This window comes from Mycobacterium syngnathidarum (assembly GCF_001942625.1).
GTDB classification, from domain to species: domain Bacteria; phylum Actinomycetota; class Actinomycetes; order Mycobacteriales; family Mycobacteriaceae; genus Mycobacterium; species Mycobacterium syngnathidarum.
In genome coordinates, this window is sequence record NZ_MLCL01000091.1 from 16,510 (window position 1) to 34,800 (window position 18,291).

The following is an 18,291-nucleotide window of genomic DNA, read 5'->3' on the forward strand; positions in this document are numbered from 1 at the left end:
CCCGCCGGCTCACGCCGGCCGGCTACCGACCTCCAGCCCGGCCAACTCCGAGGTGCCCTCGAAGATCACCCGCCCCCATTCCCGCACCCTGCAATGCAGCGTGCCGGCCAGGTACTCGTAATCCGTGTCGACGTTGCGTCGTTCGGACGGGATCGGCACCGGCAGCACATGCGGTGGACCGCTGATCCCGCGCCCGTCCAATTCGACTACGAATTGCAGTGTGCGAGCTGTGATCTGCCAATGCCAGCTATCCCGGTCGAAGCTGTGGGTGACCAGGGCCGGCGGAGTGATACGCAACACCCGCGAACCCAACCGGACCACGACCGCCGTGACCTCCCGGCTCAGCGGCCCGAGTTCCAGCAAGCCACCGGAGAACGCCACGCACACATCGTCGTCGTCGCCGAAGTCGTGGGCCTCGCCCCACCACCACCGCTGCGGAAAGCCGGCGCCCCAATTACGTTCGCAATACAGCCGGGCGTCGTCGAACTGCCAGTCGACCCCTGCGCCGCGCACCGTGCCGGATGCCCGGCCGCCCAGGCAATACGGATGCCAGTACTGGTTGAGGAACGGCACCGAGGAGAACACGCCGCCACCGCCGAACACCTTCGGCCATGGCTCGGTGTTGTCGACGCGTAGGTCGACGGCGCAATCGTCGATGGTCAGCCGCAGGCCGGTGCGGTCGGCGTCGAGCACTCCCGTGTCATGGTCGGCGCGTACCGCGAACTCGCGCCGGTCGGCCACCGCACCGCTGATCGCCGCCGACCGCACTGCTGCGCCGGGTTCCAACGCGATGGCCGCCGTCGACCAGTCCCCGTCGGGATGCTGATTGCAGCTGCACAGTGCCACCACCACCCGCCCGGACACCGGGTCGGTCAACCGCCAGAACCAGCCCTCCATCTCAGTGCCGTGCGACGGCAGTGGATCACCGTAGGGCACGTCGGCGCCGGTCCGGCGGTACAGGGCTACCAGTTCGCGGTGCGGCCAAGTCACGGCATCGACTGCGGTCATGCAGCCCCTGATACCCATATTCGGGGCCTGCAATGCACTGCCGATCGTGTTGTTCGAGCAGCCGCGCGCCGTGTTCACGCCTTCCCTCACGCAGCCTTGCCTATCCGGCAATATGAGTTGCCAGTCACGACTTCAGGCCACGATGCTTCGGGGTATGCGCGGAAAACATCGAGCCTTCGCCAACGCAGAGATGGTGGCCAGCTATGCCGACTTGGCACCCAAGAGCGTGCCGGGCTACCACGACCTCCACACCATGGCGTCGGTGCTGCTGGCCGAACGCACCCCGGCCGACGGTCACGTCCTGGTCTTGGGCGCCGGTGGCGGACTGGAGGTCAAGGCGCTGGCTACTGCGCACCCGCACTGGCGATTTCAAGCCGTGGACCCGTCCGAGGCCATGATGGAACTCGCCACCGCCACGCTCGGCCCGTTGACCGAGCGCATGGACACCTACATCGGGTACGTCGACGACGCCCCCGAAGGTCCGTTCGACGCGGCCACGGCCCTGCTGTTGCTGCACCTGGCCGAACGCGACGAGCGACTGCGGACCCTGACCGAAGTTCACCGCCGGCTGCGACCCGGCGCCCCGCTGGTGGTCATGCACGTCAGCTTCGACCAGGACGACCCGGCTGAGCGGCAACGCATGATCGATCGCCACCTCGCCTACCTGCTGGCCAACGGAAACGACCCCGCCCATGTCGACAAGGCCGGCGAGATGATTCGAGAACACATGCCCACACTGAGCCCCGAACAGGACCACGCACTCCTCGAGGAGGCCGGTTTCACCGATGTCACGCAGTTCTTCTCGGCGTTCACTTTTCGCGGCTGGGTGGGGTACGCCCAATGAAAACGGCCCCCGGAGATAATCTCCGAGGGCCACTTCCTCTTGGTAGCGGGGACAGGATTCGAACCTGCGACCTCTGGGTTATGAGCCCAGCGAGCTACCGAGCTGCTCCACCCCGCGTTGCGAATACAAGGTTACCGGGGTCTTACGTAGAGCTCCAAATCGGGTGCTCAGAGGGGTTTCTGACCCGAAAACGACCGCAGAATCAGCCCGCGGAACGCACCACCTGGCCGCACCGGAACACCCCTGCCGGGTCGTGCCGATCACCCAGTGCGGCCAGCCAGTGCCGGGTCTGTTCGTCGTAGACCCGTACGGCCCTCCCGGCGTCCTCCGAGGGTGCGAAATTGGCGATCTGGCCGCCGCTGGACCACTGTGACAGGGCCACGATGAGCGCGCCGGCCTGCGGCACCACCAACTCGGCGGCCGGCGGTGCCAGGACCCCGATGACGGCTACCGCAAACGCGGCGTCGCGGTGGCAGAACGCACTGCGGTGTCGTGCCTCGCGTGCCAGTGCCCCGCCGAGCATCCGGACTTCGACGATCGTCTGCACCGAGCCCGAATCCGGACCGGCCGCGGCCAGCAGCACCTCGACCGTCTCCGCAGTCAATTCCCGCAGCAGCGTGTGGTGTTCGTAGATCGGCATCGGATCGACCGGATCGGCATGTACCGCACCGATCGCGGCGTACGGCATAACCCCGACGGTGTCGAGCACCGGGGTAGCTACCGCGCGCATCGGCGCCAGGAGACGTTGCGCCTCGGCGAAGTCACCGAGGGCCGCGTAGCGCACCGCAACGGTGAACTTCCCGGCCAATGGCTCAGGAATCCCGGGCAGCTGCGGAAGCCGTTGCAGCGTGATCGAAGTCGAGACGGACTCGGGCAGGTCGGCACACCAGCGGTTCCATTCGTGCAACACCACCGCGGCGTCCGCACCATCGAAATACACCGCGCCGCCGTAGAACTCCCGAATCGGGAGGAGTTCGATCTCGACGGCGGTGACGATACCCAGGGTCGACTTTCCGCCGCGCAGTCCCCAGAACAGCTCCGCGTTCTCCTCGGGTGTGGCGCGCAGCAACTCTCCTGCGCCGGTGACCAACTCGAAGGATCGCACATAGTCCGACGACAGCCCGACGCTGCGGACCAGCGGCCCGATCCCTCCGCCGGTCAGGAACCCCACCACACCGACATGCGTTGCGGAGCCACCCAGTCCGGCCAGGCCGTGGCCAGCGGCCGCGTCGAGCACGTGCTGCCACGTCGCCCCGGCCGCCACCCGTGCGGTGCGGGCCACCGGATCCACGGTGACCTCGGTCATGCCGGACGTCACCACCAGGATGGTGTCGGACTCGACCGACAGGGCACCATGGCCGGTGGCCTGGACACCCACCCGATATCCCCGGACGGCCGCGTATCCGACCGTGTTGGCGATGTCATAGGCGGTGGCCGCCAACACCACCGCGGCGGGCCGCACGGTGGCCGCCAGATTCCACGGGGTGGCCCGCTCGTAGCCGGCCTCGCCCGGCAGCGCGACCGGGGCCGCGACGTGGGCACGTAGCCCCTCCAGCGCGTCGTCCAGGCCGTCGTGCGCAAGGTCGGTCAGGGTCATCGGTGTCCTCCCAGGAATGCTGCTCAGGCAGCCGGTGCGAATTTCTCAGCGCCCAGCATCGCGGAGGCCACTTGGTATCCACTTGGCGGCCAGCTCAGCAGGACTGGGCAGACCAAAAGTGCCCACCTTCCAGGGAAAGTGGGCACTCTTGGCAGTCGTGCTGGGACGCTACTTGGACGAATTGAACTTGTTCATCGCATCGTTCAACCGCTGCAACGCCTGCCCGTACTTGCCGAAGTCACCGCTGCGCTGCGCATCCTGGGCCGCCGACAGGGCCGACTCGACCTCCTTGAGCGCAGCCGACTTCGCCGGGGACAGCTGCACCGGCTCGCCCGGCGGGACCGCCGCGGGCGGCGGCGTAGCTGCCCGAGGCGCTTGACCGTCCGCATTGGCCGGCGGCTGGGCGGCCGGTGGCTCTTCCGGGGTGCCTGCGGCCGCCTGCGGCTTGCCGTCCGTAGGAGCCACATTGGTGGCGGTGTCGCCCGCACCCGGGCCGAACAGTTCGGTCAGTGCGTCGCTGACCGTGGGGCCGTAGCCGACCTTGTCGTTGTACATCATGGCCACCCGGATCAGGCGCGGATACGACGACGCCGCGTCGCTGCTGCCTGGCGAGGCGTAAACGGGTGCGACGTACAACAATCCGCCGTCGGCCACCGGCAGGGTAAGCAGATTGCCCCATCGGATCCGGTTCGTGTTGTCCCGGCCGATCACACCGAGATCCTGGCTGACCGCGGTATCGGTACTGATCGCGTTGAAGGCCAGCTTGGGTCCGTTGACCTGACCCGGAATCGTCAACACGGTGATCTTGCCGTAATTCGACGGATCGGAGCTGGCGCTGACATAGGCGGCCAGGAAGTCACGGCGAATCCAGTTCATCGCACTGGTCAACTGGAACGACGACGAGCTGTCGTTGTTGGCGAGATCCCGCGCCACGATGTAGTACGGCGGTTGGAAACTGCTGGCCGTCGGGTTGGGATCCAGTGGAACATCCCAGAAGTCGGCGTTGGTGAAGAACTTCACCGGATCGTCGACGTGGTACTTGGCCAGCAATGAACGCTGCACCTTGAACAGATCCTCGGGATAACGCAGGTGCTCCTGCAGCTCCGGGGAGATGTCCGACTTGGGTTTGACGGTGCCCGGGAACACGCTCATCCAGGCCTTGAGCACCGGATCCTGTTCATCCTGGGCATACAGCGTGACCGTCCCGTCGTACGCGTCGACGGTGGCCTTGACCGAGTTGCGAATGTAGGACACCTGCTTGTCCGGGGCCAGCCGGTTGACCGCCACTTCGTTGGAATCGGCTGTCGCACTGGACAGTGTGGTCAACTCCGAATACGGGTAGTTGTCCAGCGTCGTGTATCCGTCGACGATCCAGACCATGCGCTTGTTGACGATCGCCGGGTACACGCTGGTGTCGGTGGTCAGCCACGGCGCCACCGCCTCGACGCGTTCCGCCGGATCCCGGTTGAACAGGATCTTGCTGTTCTCACCGATCACGTTGGACAGCAGGAAGTTGCGCTCGGCGAACTTCGCGGCGAACACCGTGCGGGCCAGCCAGTTGCCGATCCGCACACCGCCGCTGCCCGAGTACGTGTAGTTCTTCGTCTCGGTGTTGGTCTCGTAGTCGTACTCGCGGTCGACATCGCCGTTCTTGCCGACGATCGCATAGTCGGCCGCGGTGTCGGCGATCACCGGCCCGTAGTAGACCCGGGGCTGGTCCAGCGGCGCCGGTCCGGGTGAGACCACGTTGCCGTTGGCGCCGACCACGCTGGCGAGGAACTCGGGGTAACCGCCGTTCTGGTTGGGGTCGTTGGCAATTCCGCGCACGGTGTTGGCCGGTGAGGCAATGAAGCCGTTGCCGTGCGTGTAGACGGTGTGCCGGTTGATCCAGTCGCGCTGGTTCTCGATCAACCGGTCCGGGTTCAGTTCGCGTGCGGCGACCACGAAGTCGCGCAGATTGCCATCGGGGCCGGCGTAGCGGTCGATGGCCAGCTGATCCGGGAAGAAGTAGAAGTTCTTGCCCTGCTGGAACTGGGTGAAGGCAGGGCTGACGATCGTCGGATCGAGCAGCCGGATGTTCGATGTCGTCGCGCGGTCCGCGGCGACCTGCTGGGCCGTCGTCTGTCCGCTGCTCTCGTAGCTGCGATAAGTCACCGTGTCACTGGTGAGCCCATAGGCCTGCCGGGTCGCGGCGATACTGCGGCTGATGTACTCGCTTTCCTTCTGCGCCGCGTTGGGCTTGACGCTGAACTGCTCGACGACCAGCGGCCATCCCGCGCCGACCACCAGCGAGCTCAGCAGCAACAGCACCACACCGATGGCCGGGATCCGCAAGTCGCGCAGTACGATCGCCGAGAACACCGCCACCGCACAGATCACGGCGATGGCCAGCAGGATCAGCTTGGCCGGCAGCACGGCGTTGATGTCGGTGTAACCGGCACCGGTGAACGGCTTGCCGGCGCGGGTATTGCTCAGCAGCTCGTAGCGGTCCAGCCAATACGCGAACGCCTTCAGCAGGATCAGGAAGCCGATCAGGCTGATCAGCTGGATACGTGCGGCACGGCTCAGCGCTCCACTGCGCCCCGTCAGCCGGATCCCGCCGAACACGTAATGGCCCAGCAGATTCGCGACGAAAGCCAGGAACGTCGCGACGAACAGGTACGTCAGCACCAGCCGGTAGAACGGCAGATCGAAGGCGTAGAAACCCAGATCCCGGCCGAACTGCGGATCGGTGATCCCGAAATCGCTGCCGTGCAGGAACAACTGCACGCGCACCCAGTAGCTCTGCGCGATCACACCGGCCAGCAGGCCGATGAAGACCGGCACCCCGATCCCGAACAGCCGCAACCGGGCCAGCACGGTGGTGCGGTACCGCGCCACCGGATCGTTCGGGCCGGCGGCCGGGACGAACACCGGACGGCTGCGGTAGGCCAACGCCAGCCCCGCGAACACCACGGCCCCGATGAACAGCCCCACCACGAGGAACACGATGAGCCGGGTCACCAGCACGGTGGTGAACACCGAGCGGTACCCCAACTCACCGAACCACAGCCAGTCGACGTAACCGTCGACCACGCGGGGTCCGATCAACAACGCCAGCACCACCACCAGTGCCAGCCCGATCAGTACCCGGCTACGTCGTGTCAGCTTCGGCATCCTCGCCGTCGGCCGCATCCCCACTCGCGAACTCCCGTTTCAGCCTCGGTGGACTCGTGACATGCCCGACGGGGCCGCCCGATTTTCTACAACTCTAGTCATCCACCGGCCGGGTGCGGGCTAGCAGCGAGGCGGTTCGCCACCGGCAGAAATCGTGTGCAGCGCGTCGACCGCCTGGGTCAGCGTCTCGACCTTGACCAAATCCATGCCGTCCTGGGGTGCCGACCGCGCCTCGGTGCAGTTGTCGGCGGGCACCAGGAACACCGATGCGCCGGCTTCCTTGGCGGCCAGCATCTTGTGGGTGATGCCGCCGATCGACCCCACCTTTCCCTCGCCGGTGATGGTTCCGGTGCCGGCGACGAACTTGCCGTCGTTGAGGTCGCCGGTGGTCAGCTTGTCGACGACGGCCAGGCTGAACATCAGGCCCGCCGACGGGCCGCCGATGTTGGCCAGGTGGAAGTCGATGCTGAACGGCGCCCACGGGGCGTCGAGCACGCCGACGCCGAGGAACCCGTAATCCCGGTCCGGGTTGTCGCCGAGCGTGATGGTGGTGACTCCGGGCGGAGCGTTCTTGCGCCGGAAGTCGATCACCAATTGATCGCCCGGCTTGGTCTTCTTCAAGAGGGCCTGGAACTCGTCGAGGTTGGCCACCGGTGTGCCGTTCACGCCGTCGATCGCGTCACCGTCGCGCAGCTTGCCCGCCGACGGGCCGGGGTCGGTGACGCTCTGCACGGTGACCGCCACCGGGTACTTCAAGAACGCCAGGGCCGCGTACTCGGCGCTGTCCTCGGACTTCTTGAAGTCGGAGTTGTTGGCCTCGTCGATCTCGCTCTTGGACTTGTCCGGCGGGTACACCAGGTCGCGCGGCACCAGCTGCTCACGACCCGACATCCACAGCGCCATCGCCTGGCCGAGGGTCAGGCCGTCACGCTGGGACACCGTGGTCATGTTCAGGTGCCCCGAGGTGGGGTGGACCAAATCGCCGGACCCTGCGGTGCCTTTGATGTCGACGACCTGCTTGCCTTCGACCTCGCCGAGCGTGTTGAAGGTCGGACCGGGCCCCAACGAGACGAAGGGCACCGTCACCACCGACAGCAGCACACCGAACGCCACGATCGGCACCAGCGCAACCAGCAGTGTCAAAATCCGCCTGTTCACGCCGCCCACAGTAAAGCCTGCACCTCCGTGTTCACCCACAGCGTGACCCGCAGCCGCACCCGAGCACCCCGTCATGAGTACCGTTGTGGGTATGGCTGACCTGCCTTTCGGCTTCTCCGCCGGGAACGACCCCGACCGAGACAAAGACAAGAAGGACCCCGATTCGGGGTCCGGTTCCGGCAACTCCGGACCAGGTCCGGGATCGGATCCGTTCGGTCTCGGCATGGGCGGAGCCAACTTCGACATGGGCGACCTGGGGCAGATCTTCACCAAACTCGGCGAGATGTTCAGTGGCGCCGGCAGCGCGATGGCCGGTGGCAAACAATCGGGCCCCGTGAACTACGACCTGGCCCGACAGTTGGCATCCAACTCGATCGGGTTCGTCGCGCCGGTACCGGAGAAGACCACCGGTGCCGTCGCCGACGCGGTTCGGTTGGCCGAGACGTGGCTCGACGGGGTCACCCCGCTGCCTGCCGGCACCACCCGGACGGTGGCCTGGACGCCCAGCGACTGGCTGGACAACACCCTCGACACCTGGAAGCGGCTGTGCGACCCGGTGGCAGAACAGATCTCGTCGGTGTGGGCCTCGGCGTTGCCCGAAGAGGCCAAGAGCATGGCCGGCCCGCTGCTGGCGATGATGTCGCAGATGGGCGGCATGGCGTTCGGCTCACAGCTGGGCCAAGCGCTGGGCAAGCTGTCCCGCGAGGTGCTGACCTCTACCGATGTCGGCCTGCCGCTGGGGCCCAAAGGCGTCGCCGCACTCATGCCTGAGGCCGTCGAAACCCTCGCCGAGGGGCTCGAACGGCCCCGCAGCGAGATCTTGACCTTCCTGGCCGCCCGCGAGGCCGCCCATCACCGGCTGTTCAGCCACGTGCCGTGGCTGCCGAGCCAGCTGCTCGGCGCCGTCGAGGCCTTCGCCAAGGGCATGAAGGTCGACATGTCGGGCATCGAGGATTTCGCCCGAGGGTTCAACCCGGCCTCCCTCGGCGACCCGTCGGAGATGGAGCAGCTGCTCAACCAAGGCATCTTCGAACCGAAAGCGACCCCCGAGCAGGAAGCCGCCCTGGAGCGGCTGGAAACCCTGCTCGCGCTGATCGAGGGCTGGGTACAGACCGTCGTCACCGCTGCCCTGGGTGACCGGATCCCCGGCACCTCGGCACTGGCCGAGACGTTGCGGCGGCGTCGTGCCACCGGCGGGCCGGCCGAGCAGACCTTCGCCACGCTGGTGGGCCTCGAATTGCGCCCCCGCAAGATGCGCGAGGCCGCGGTGCTGTGGGAACGGCTGACCGAGGCCGTCGGCACCGACGCCCGCGACGGCGTGTGGCAGCACCCCGACCTGCTGCCGAGCGCGTCCGATCTCGACGAGCCGGCCGGCTTCATCGACCGGATGATCGGCGGCGACACCACCGGCATCGACAGTGCCTTCGAGCAGGCGATCGCCGACCTGGAGAAAGAACAGGACGAGCGCCGCGACAACGAAGGTGACGACTAACCCCAAGGCCTGTGGATAACTGAAACGGCGATCGCCGCCGCCATGGCAGAGTCATTGCATGACGCGCTATGTTCTCGCCGCAGGCCGACAGATCCTGCTGCGTCCGGACGAGGCGGTCCAGCTCGGCTGGGATCCGCGGCGCGCGGTGCTGGTCCGGCCTCCTGGTGGGATGACCCAGAACCAACTGGCCGACCTGCTGCGCTGCCTGCAGACCGGCGCCACCCGCGACGAATTGGTCACGGCCGCAGACCCATTCGATGACACCGAGGCGATCGACGAGTTGATCGACGCGCTCACCGCGGCCGGCATGCTCACAGCGCTGCGCACGCGGCGAGCCCGACCGTCCCGCTCGGCGTCCATCCGTATCCACGGCCGCGGCCCCCTGTCAGAGCTGCTGGCCAATGGCCTGCGCTGCTCGGGCGCGAAGGTCAGGCGTAGCACGAATCCGCACACCACCACGGTGGCGGCCGCCACCGACCTGGTGGTGCTGGCCGACGATCAGGTCAACGACCCGCGGCTCCTGCAGGACCTGCATCGCGACGGCATCGCCCATTTGTCGGTGTGCGTCCGCGACGGAGCCGGGCTGGTAGGTCCGCTGGTGATTCCGGGGCTGACGTGCTGCCTGCACTGCACCGATCTGCACCGCACCGATCGCGACGCGGCCTGGCCGGTCCTGGCCACCCAGCTGCGGGGCGCCGTGGGCAGCGCCGGCCGGGCGACCGTCCTGGCCACCGCCGCCTTGGCGTTGCACCAGGTGGACCTGGTGATCCGGGCAGTCGGGCGCCCCGGCGAAGACCAGCCTGCACCCGATGTACCGCCCACCCTGAACACCACGCTGGAACTCGGCGCCGACGGATACACGATCATCGCGAGGCACTGGTCCCGACACCCCGACTGTCCGTGTTGAAAACGTTTGTTGCCAGTTGGTTGTGGGCCATTCAGGCGAGTCATGGATGATGGTCTGGTGTCTGACATCAAACGTGGAAGCGTGGCACGGAATGCGAAGCTCGCCGGCTTGGCCGGCGGCATGGCGGGTCGGGCCGCACTAGGCTTCGGCAAGCGTCTGACCGGCAAGTCCAAGGACGAAGTCACTGCCGAGTTGATGGACAAAGCCGCACAGCAGCTGTTCACCGTATTGGGTGAGCTCAAGGGCGGCGCAATGAAGGTGGGCCAAGCCCTGTCGGTGATGGAAGCAGCCATCCCCGAGCAGTACGGCAAGCCGTACCGCGAGGCCCTGACCAAATTGCAGCGCGAGGCCCCGCCTCTGCCCGCTGCCAAGGTGCACCGGATGCTCGACACCCAGCTGGGCACCAAGTGGCGGGAGCGGTTCACCTCCTTCGATGACACCCCGGTGGCCTCGGCCAGCATCGGCCAGGTGCACAAGGCGGTGTGGTCGGACGGCCGCGAGGTGGCCGTCAAGATTCAGTACCCGGGGGCCGACGAGGCGCTACGCGCCGACCTCAAGTCCATCCAGCGACTGGTCGGAGTGTTCAAGCAACTGGCCCCGGGCGCGGACATCCAGGGCGTGGTCGACGAGCTGATCGAACGCACCGAGATGGAGCTCGACTACCGGCTGGAGGCAGACAATCAGCGGGCCTTCGCCAAGGCCTACGCCGACGATCCCCATTTCGCGATCCCCCACATCGTGGCCAGCGCCCCCAAGGTGGTGATCGCCGAATGGATGGAGGGCATCCCGATGTCGGAGATCATCCGCGACGGAACGGCCGAGCAACGCGACCTGATGGGCACCCGGCTGACCGAGCTGACCTTCGGCTCGCCCGATCGGCTGGAGATGATGCACGGCGACGCGCATCCGGGGAACTTCATGCTGCTGCCCGACGGCCGGATGGGTGTCATCGACTTCGGAGCGGTGGCACCGCTGCCCGGCGGGCTGCCCTACGCGCTCGGCGAGATGATCCGGCTGGCCCGCGACAAGAACTATGACGAGCTACTTCCGGTGATGGAAACAGCGGGGTTCATCCAGAAGGGCGAGCAGGTCTCCATCGAAGAGGTCAACGACATGCTGCGACAGTATGTCGAACCCATCGAGGTCGACGTCTTCCACTACAACCGCCGGTGGCTGCAGAAGATGGCTGCCGGGCAGATGGACAATTCGGTCGCACAGATCAAGATGGCCCGGCAGCTCGATCTGCCGGCGAATCTGGCGATCCCGGCGCGGGTCATCGCCTCGATAACGGCAATCTGCTGCCAGCTCGACGCCCACGTGCCAGTGAAAGCCATTGCCACGCAATTCGTTCCGGGCTTCACCGAGGAAGCCGCCTAGTACCGCAGTTGTCTCTCGAATGTCACGCTGGAGTGACGCCCGGCTTCGGGCGTCACTCCAGCGTGACAATGGCGGGTGCGCGGGTGCGCGGGTGCGCGGGTGTGTCAGGCCGCGGCGTTCTTCCGCGGGCGTCCCCGCGGCCGCTTGCGGGCCACGATGGTTCCGCGGTCGAGGATCTCACCGCCCCAAACGCCCCATGGCTCTTGCCGTTCCAGCGCAGCGGCCAGGCACTCGTTGCGGATCGGGCAATCCGCACACAGGGCCTTGGCCTGCTCCAGATCGACTGGGCTCTCGGCGAACCACAGATCGGGATTCCCGATGTGGCACGGCACCGCCGGTAGCCGCTGTTCGCATGTCACCGGCGCGACGCTCATCTGCGGAGCGGTCATCGCAATGGACATGTGTATGTCCCCCTGCTTCCTGGTCGTAGTTGTCGGCGATCTGTCTTTTCGAGGGATCTGCGACCAGGTTTCTCGGGGTGGAACAACTCCCAAAAAATTTGGCCACGGATCCGGTTGACTGCGGGTCCGTGGCCATTTGGCGGGTGATGGGAGCTCTTCCTAGAAGAATCTCCGATCCACGGACGCGCCTGTCGTGGCGGCGGGGCGGCGCTTGTGCTGCGGCGCAATAGCGGCGGCGGCAGCGACGGGCCATCCAGCGGCGGCGGGGGCAGCGGATGCGGCATGCCGGCGGCCCTCCGGGGCAACCGGGGAAACGCCGACGGCGAGTACGGACAACGGCATGCCAGCAACCGCTACACCGCTGAATTCGATGTTGTTATCCATTGCGGGCACCCTCCTTCCGTCTCGTCACCAGAGCTGTGTTACGAGGCTAAAGCCTAGCAGCCAAATCGCACAACATATTTTCTACCTGCGGTTTTGGCGTGATCTTTACGAATTTTGGCGGCCTTTGACCAACTCGAGCACGTCCGGGCCGTACTGCTCGAGCTTGCGCGCACCGATTCCGGGCAGGGCCACCAGCGCGGCCTCGTCGGACGGCAGCGACTCGGCGATGGCGATCAGGGTGTTGTCGGTGAACACCACATATGCCGGCACCTTCATCTCTTTGGAGACGCGCAGCCGCCACTCCTTGAGCTCGGAAAGCAGCTCTTCATCCAGATCCGACGGACAGGTTTCGCAGCGGCGCAACATGATCGCCGGCGGTGTCGTCAACGCGGCGTTGCACACCCGGCAGCGCGGAGCCGGACCGCGTTGACGGCGCGTGCGGTCCGGCCCGGTGCCCACCGAATTCTGCAGCTGCGGTGCGATGCCGTTGAGGAATCGCGACGGCCGACGGCCCTGGCGCCCGCCGGGTGTGCGGGCCAGCGCCCAGCTCAGCCCGAGATGAACCCGGGCGCGGGTCACCCCGACATAGAGGAGGCGCCGCTCCTCTTCCACGGGCTCGCTGTCGGGCCCGTGTGCGAGTGCATGCGAGATGGGCAGCGTGTTGTCGGCCAGGCCGACGAGGAACACCGCATCCCACTCCAGGCCCTTGGCCGCATGCAACGAGGCCAACGTGACGCCCTGCACCACCGGTGGGTGCCGCGCGTCGGCCCGCTGACGCAGCTCGGCGACCAGTGCGCGCAGATCCAGACCGGGGCGCAGCGCCACCTCCTCGTCGACCAATTCGGCCAACGCCGCCAACGCCTCCCAGCGCTCGCGGGCTTTCGTGCCGGCCGGCGGTTCGGCGGTCAGGCCGAGCGGCTCGAGCAGTTCGCGCACCAGCGCGGACAGGTCGTCCTCGGGGATGTCACGTTCGGCGAAGCGCTGCATGGCCACCAGCGCCTGGCGGATCTCCTGGCGGCTGAAGAAGCCCTCACCGCCGCGAACCTGGAACGCCACGCCGGCCTCGGTGAGCGCCTCCTCATACACCTCGGACTGGGCGTTGATCCGGTAGAGCACCGCGATTTCGGCCGGCTCCGTTCCGTTTTCGATCAGCTTCTTGATGGACCGGGCCACGGCATTGGCCTCGGCCACCTCGTCGGGATACTCGGAGAACGTCGGCTCAGGGCCCGGATCCCGCTGCCCCACCAGATGCAGCTTGCTGCCCGCCATCCGACCGCGGGCGGCGGCGATCACCCGGTTGGCCAACGACACCACCTGCGGCGTCGACCGGTAGTCACGCTCCAGGCGCACCACCGCGGCGTCGGGGAAGCGCCGCGAGAAGTCCAGCAGGAAGCGCGGGGTGGCCCCGGTGAACGAATAGATGGTCTGGTTGGCGTCACCGACCACGGTGAGGTCGTCGCGCTCCCCCAACCAGGCGTCGAGTACGCGCTGCTGCAGGGGCGTGACGTCCTGGTACTCGTCGACGACGAAACAGCGGTAGCGGTCGCGGAATTCCTGCGCGACAGCGGCATCGTTCTCGATTGCCGCGGCGGTGTGCAGCAGCAGATCGTCGAAGTCCAACAGGGCCGAGCCGTCCCGGCGGGCCTTGAGCTTCTCGTAGTTCGAATAGACCGCGGCGACCTTGGCGGCATCGAACGGGATGTCGCGGCCGACCTTGGCCACCGCTGTGCCGTAGCTCTCCGGGGTGATCAAAGATGCCTTGGCCCACTCGATTTCGCCGGCCAGGTCACGGACGTCGTCAGTGCTGGTCTGCATACCGGCCCGGTTCGCGGCCTGCGCCACCACGGCGAACTTGCTGTCCAGCAGCTCCCAACCGGTGTCACCGACCAGCCGAGGCCAGAAGTACTGCAACTGCCGACGTGCCGCAGCATGGAATGTCACCGCCTGCACCGCCGAGGTGTTCACGCCCGACTCTTGGCCCAGTGCCCGCAACCGGCCGCGCATCTCCCCCGCGGCCCGCGCGGTGAACGTCACCGCGAGCACCTGGCTGGGTGCGACATGACCGGCGGCCACCAGGTGCGCGATGCGACGGGTGATGGTGCGGGTCTTGCCGGTGCCCGCGCCGGCCAGCACGCACACCGGGCCGCGGGCGGCCAGCACTGCCTCCCGCTGCTCATCGTCCAGATCGCCCAGTGCGGACGAGGGAGCCTCCAACGGCATGCAGTCCATGGTGTCAGAGACCGCTGACAATCCCGGTCCCGGCGTGCCCGGCAACTACCGCTGTCGGCTCAGCCACTGGTCGAAGGTGGTGGGAGCGATGCGCGCGTCGTCACCGGGCAGTAGCGCATTGCCCGCCATCTCGACACCGAAGATCGACGACCACGTCGGCACCAAGGTCACCTCCCGCCCGCGAGCTGCCAGGGTTCGCCGGGCCATGTCCACCAGGTCCTGGGTCTGGGGGCCGGCCACATCGGCGTAGCGGCCCCGCGGGTCGCCCGTCACGACCTCGGCGAGCACGGCGGCGATGTCGTCGGGGTCGATGGGCTGGACCAGCAGGGGCGCGATCTCGGCACTGGCACCGTCGGGACCGGACTGCTCGGTCCAGCCCACCACCATCTCGGCGAAGTCGTGGAACTGGGTGGCCGGCACGATCGTCCACGGCACCGGCCCGGCCCCGATCTGCTTCTCCTGCTCGCATTTTCCGGCGTAGTGCGGATTGCCGTCGATGCCGTGTATCCCCACGATGGACAGCAACACGTGATGCGAAACGTTGGCGCGGTGCTCGGCGGCCAACAGATTGCGGGTGGCGGTACCCAGGTAGTCCACCGTGCGCTCACGATCGGCGGGCGGGGCACTGATCGCGTCGACCACGGCCTGCACCCCTTCCAGCGCGGCGTCGAGGCCGTCCCCAGTGGACAAGTCCACCCCGGACGAGCGGCTGATCGCCACCACCTCGTGTCCCGCGCCCCGCAGGGCCGCGACCACGCGTGCCCCGACGTTTCCCGTAGCCCCGGCGACTGCGATTCGCATGATGTCTCCCGTCCTCGACGATGGATATCTCGGACTATATAGGTCCGCAATATCTGTAATAAGGTAGGAGTCGTGAAACTTCCCGTGGCCACCGAGTGGGCCCTGCACTGCGCGACGTCGCTGGCGCAGCTCGAGCCCGGGACCACCGCGTCGGCCGCCGATCTCGCGGAGCATTTCGGCCTGCCCGCCGCCTACCTCGCCAAGCAACTGCAGGCCTTGACGCGGGCGGGTGTGCTGGCCGCGACGACCGGGCCGCGCGGCGGATTCCGGCTCGGGCGGGCACCCGCCGACACCACCCTGCTGCAGATCGTCGAGGCCGTCGACGGCGCGTCGCCGCCCTACGAATGCCGCGAGATTCGGCGGCAGGGCCGCGGTGCGCTTCCTGCGAGTTGGTGCCGCCACGAGTGCATCCTGGCGGTGAAGATGGCCGACGCCCACCAGGCCTGGCGGGCCAGCCTCGACGGCGTCACACTTGCCGACATCCTCGCCGACATCCCGGCTGCGGCGCCGGCTCGTACGCGAAAGTTGTTGGGTAGGTAGGGGCTCACAGCAGGAGCCGGCGCAATTCCTCGCGTCCGCCCGCGTCGAGAGGCAGCAGCGGCGGACGCGGGTCTCCGACACCTCGGCCGAGCAGCTCGAGACCACCCTTGATCGTGGTGGGCAGACCGCCGGCCACGATGAACTCCAGGAACGGCTTGAGTTCGGTGTAGATGGTCTCGGCCTTGGCCCAGTCTCCGCCCTGTGCCGCGGCGTAGAGATCCAGGCACGGCTGCGGAAGCAGGTTCGGCGCCGCCGTGCACCAGCCCCTGGCCCCCGCCTTGAAGGCTTTGAGAATCATCGGATTACTGCCGTTGTAGAACGGCAGTACGCCGTCGGTGAGCTCGGACAGGCGCTCCATGCGGGCGATGTCCCCGGTGGATTCCTTGACCATGGTGACGTTGTCGATGTCGGTGAACATCTGGACCAGCAGTTCCGGCCGCATGTCGATGCCACTGGTGGCCGGGTTGTTGTACACCATGATCGGAATGTCGATCGCGGCGCCGATCGCTGCGTAATGCTGGGCGATCTCTCGTTCTGACAGTTTCCAGTACGAAATGGGCAGCACCATCACCGCATCCGCACCGGCCCGCTGGGCGTATCGCGCGCGGCGAATGGTGTTGGCAGTGGTGAGATCTGACGCGCCGATGACGACGGGAACCCGACCGTCGACCACGCCGATCGTGGTGTCGACGACGGCGTCGAACTCGGCCTCGGCGAGATAGGCCGACTCACCGGTGCTGCCGAGCGGGACGATCCCGTGGGCTCGGTCGGTCACCAACCGGTCGACGAGGGCGGCGAGCTTGTCCGTCTCGATCCTCTGGTCGTCGGCAAAGGGGGTCACGGGGTAGGCCAGAATTCCGTGGATCTCGGTACTGGACGGCATGTTCGTATCCTTTTCCATGTAGTTGGGGCAGGTATGAGGGGTCAACTGGTCAACGCGTCGGGATGGTTGCGGAGCGCGCGGCGGGCGTAGTAGGCGAAGTTGGCCTGGCTGCGCTTGGGCCGCAACGTCCAGTCGTGGGCCTCCCGCGCCAGCCTCGGAGGCAGGTCGGCGATCGTTCCCGCTGCCATGGCGGCCAATTGCAGTTTGGCGCCCCGCTCGATCAGCATCGCCAGCGAGCACGACTCCTCGATGCTGGCTCCGGCGATCACGTGACCGTGGTGAGCCAACAGGATCGCCTTCTTGTCCCCCAGTGCGGCGCTGATGATCTCGCCCTCTTCATTGCCGACCGGGACGCCGGGCCAGTCGGCCAGGAACGCACAGTCGTCATAGAGCGGCGCGATATCCATCTGGGACACCTGCAACGGAACTTCCAGCATCGAGAGCGCGGCGACGTGGAACGGGTGGGTGTGCACGATGCACTGCACATCGGGCCGCGCCCGGTAGATCCACGAATGGAAGCGGTTGGCGGGGTTTGCCATTCCCTCACCTTCGAGAACATGGAGGTCCTCGTCGACGAGCAGCAGGTTCCCATCGGTGATCTCGTCGAAGCCCAGACCGAGCCGCTGGGTGTAGTAGGTGCCCGGCCTCTCGGCCCGCGCAGTGATCTGACCGGCCAGCCCCGAATCGTGGCCCGCGTCGAACAGCGCGCGGCACGTGAGGGCCAGCTTCTGCCGCGGGGTCAGCGTGGACTCCTCGATATGGGTCGACAGCGCGTCGAGTGCACGCTGCATCAGAACCTGTTTCGAATCACCAAGAGTCGTCGTCATCCCAGCCCACCTTCCCGTTCGGAACCCGTAGGAGACACACCACAAACGATAGGACACTTTGTGTCCTATCGTCAATCAGCCGCAGCGTTCGGGGGTGGGCCGGAAAAGGGTGAAACGACAGCCGTCAGCGGCTGCGGCCGTACTCGGTGTGGGTGATCACCAGGACCTCACTGGGCGTGGCTCCCCGCTGCCGGAGCTGGTGCGGCAGGGAGGCGTCGAAGTACGCGCAATCGCCGGCTTCCAGGGTCACCAACTCGTCCTGATAACGCAGTTCGACGACACCCGCGTGGACAAAGACCAACTCCTGCCCGGCGTGTTCTGGATGCGGATGCTCGGCGAACTTGGACGTTGGTCGCACGATGAACGGCGACATCGACTTTCCCAGCATTCCAGCGGCCACGGCCTGATACCTGTTTGCACCCCGCTCACCGGCTCGGTCGACAGACAGCGTGGTGACCGACGGATCCTCGGAAAACAATTGTGCGACATCGACCTCGAGCGCCCGGGCCACCTTCATCGCGACCGCGATCGACGGAGTGGAGCGCTGCCGTTCGACCTTGGACAGGTAACTCTTGGTCAGTCCGGTGGCCTCGGCGAGCTCCTCAAGAGTCATGCCGCGCTGTTGACGCACGGCACGCAACAGGGCGCTCATCACACCTCCCGCTCGTTCGGCAACGTCCGCTCAAC

At 66.9% G+C, this 18,291-nt stretch carries 15 protein-coding genes and 1 tRNA gene; 5 read left to right on the forward strand and 11 right to left on the reverse strand.

Features of this window, described 5'->3' with window-relative positions:
* Positions 1-9: 9 nt before the first annotated feature.
* Positions 10-1,008: a tocopherol cyclase family protein gene (locus tag BKG60_RS29220; protein ID WP_070944529.1), complete on the reverse strand. Its 999-nt coding sequence runs from the start codon at positions 1,006-1,008 to the stop codon at positions 10-12.
* A 154-nt stretch (positions 1,009-1,162) separates the two neighbouring features.
* Between BKG60_RS29220 and BKG60_RS29225 the strand changes: the two genes are divergently transcribed.
* Positions 1,163-1,852: a methyltransferase domain-containing protein gene (locus BKG60_RS29225; protein WP_070944494.1), complete on the forward strand. Its 690-nt coding sequence runs from the start codon at positions 1,163-1,165 to the stop codon at positions 1,850-1,852.
* Between the two features lie 40 nt (positions 1,853-1,892).
* Here BKG60_RS29225 and BKG60_RS29230 read toward each other — a convergent pair.
* The 4 genes from BKG60_RS29230 to BKG60_RS29245 all read right to left on the reverse strand — a co-directional run bounded on the left by BKG60_RS29230 (position 1,893) and on the right by BKG60_RS29245 (position 7,763).
* Positions 1,893-1,969 (reverse strand) — tRNA-Met (locus BKG60_RS29230).
* Between the two features lie 85 nt (positions 1,970-2,054).
* Positions 2,055-3,449 carry an FAD-binding oxidoreductase gene (locus BKG60_RS29235; protein ID WP_070944495.1) on the reverse strand — a complete coding sequence of 465 codons (1,395 nt, stop codon included), beginning with the start codon at positions 3,447-3,449 and terminating at the stop codon, positions 2,055-2,057.
* 168 nt (positions 3,450-3,617) lie between these two features.
* Entirely contained in the window at positions 3,618-6,629 is a 3,012-nt protein-coding gene (locus tag BKG60_RS29240) for a UPF0182 family protein (RefSeq protein WP_070944496.1), read from the reverse strand.
* Positions 6,630-6,725: 96 nt separating this feature from the next.
* Positions 6,726-7,763 (reverse strand): YlbL family protein, encoded by a 1,038-nt coding sequence (locus BKG60_RS29245; RefSeq protein WP_070944530.1) that lies wholly within the window; start codon positions 7,761-7,763, stop codon positions 6,726-6,728.
* A gap of 91 nt (positions 7,764-7,854) precedes the next feature.
* Between BKG60_RS29245 and BKG60_RS29250 the strand changes: the two genes are divergently transcribed.
* From BKG60_RS29250 to BKG60_RS29260, 3 genes are read left to right on the forward strand one after another with little or no spacing between them, the layout of a single operon-like run.
* Positions 7,855-9,255 carry a zinc-dependent metalloprotease gene (locus tag BKG60_RS29250; protein ID WP_070944497.1) on the forward strand — a complete coding sequence of 467 codons (1,401 nt, stop codon included), beginning with the start codon at positions 7,855-7,857 and terminating at the stop codon, positions 9,253-9,255.
* 58 nt (positions 9,256-9,313) lie between these two features.
* Positions 9,314-10,162, forward strand: a complete 849-nt coding sequence (locus tag BKG60_RS29255; protein WP_070944498.1) for a cyclodehydratase — start codon at positions 9,314-9,316, stop codon at positions 10,160-10,162.
* A gap of 42 nt (positions 10,163-10,204) precedes the next feature.
* Positions 10,205-11,539, forward strand: a complete 1,335-nt coding sequence (locus BKG60_RS29260; RefSeq protein WP_070944499.1) for a macrolide-binding ATPase MABP-1 — start codon at positions 10,205-10,207, stop codon at positions 11,537-11,539.
* A 104-nt stretch (positions 11,540-11,643) separates the two neighbouring features.
* On the opposite strand, the gene BKG60_RS29265 is transcribed toward BKG60_RS29260, so the two are convergent.
* The 3 genes from BKG60_RS29265 to BKG60_RS29275 form a co-directional block, all read right to left on the reverse strand.
* On the reverse strand, positions 11,644-11,940 hold the full coding sequence (locus tag BKG60_RS29265; RefSeq protein WP_120765071.1) for a WhiB family transcriptional regulator: 297 nt from the start codon (positions 11,938-11,940) through the stop codon (positions 11,644-11,646).
* 489 nt (positions 11,941-12,429) lie between these two features.
* On the reverse strand, positions 12,430-14,544 hold the full coding sequence (locus BKG60_RS29270; RefSeq protein WP_165617764.1) for an ATP-dependent DNA helicase UvrD2: 2,115 nt from the start codon (positions 14,542-14,544) through the stop codon (positions 12,430-12,432).
* Between the two features lie 54 nt (positions 14,545-14,598).
* Positions 14,599-15,354 (reverse strand): SDR family oxidoreductase, encoded by a 756-nt coding sequence (locus tag BKG60_RS29275; protein ID WP_075910324.1) that lies wholly within the window; start codon positions 15,352-15,354, stop codon positions 14,599-14,601.
* Between the two features lie 72 nt (positions 15,355-15,426).
* On the opposite strand from BKG60_RS29275, the gene BKG60_RS29280 reads away from it, so the two are divergent.
* On the forward strand, positions 15,427-15,894 hold the full coding sequence (locus BKG60_RS29280; protein ID WP_070944502.1) for an RrF2 family transcriptional regulator: 468 nt from the start codon (positions 15,427-15,429) through the stop codon (positions 15,892-15,894).
* 4 nt (positions 15,895-15,898) lie between these two features.
* Here the strand turns inward: BKG60_RS29280 and BKG60_RS29285 are convergent, their stop codons facing one another.
* The 3 genes from BKG60_RS29285 to BKG60_RS29295 all read right to left on the reverse strand — a co-directional run bounded on the left by BKG60_RS29285 (position 15,899) and on the right by BKG60_RS29295 (position 18,256).
* Complete coding sequence (locus BKG60_RS29285; protein ID WP_070944532.1) at positions 15,899-16,777, reverse strand: dihydrodipicolinate synthase family protein; 879 nt, start codon at positions 16,775-16,777, stop codon at positions 15,899-15,901.
* Between the two features lie 41 nt (positions 16,778-16,818).
* Positions 16,819-17,604: an aldolase gene (locus tag BKG60_RS29290; protein ID WP_070944503.1), complete on the reverse strand. Its 786-nt coding sequence runs from the start codon at positions 17,602-17,604 to the stop codon at positions 16,819-16,821.
* 124 nt (positions 17,605-17,728) lie between these two features.
* Positions 17,729-18,256, reverse strand: a complete 528-nt coding sequence (locus tag BKG60_RS29295; protein ID WP_070944504.1) for a helix-turn-helix domain-containing protein — start codon at positions 18,254-18,256, stop codon at positions 17,729-17,731.
* Positions 18,257-18,291: the final 35 nt, after the last annotated feature.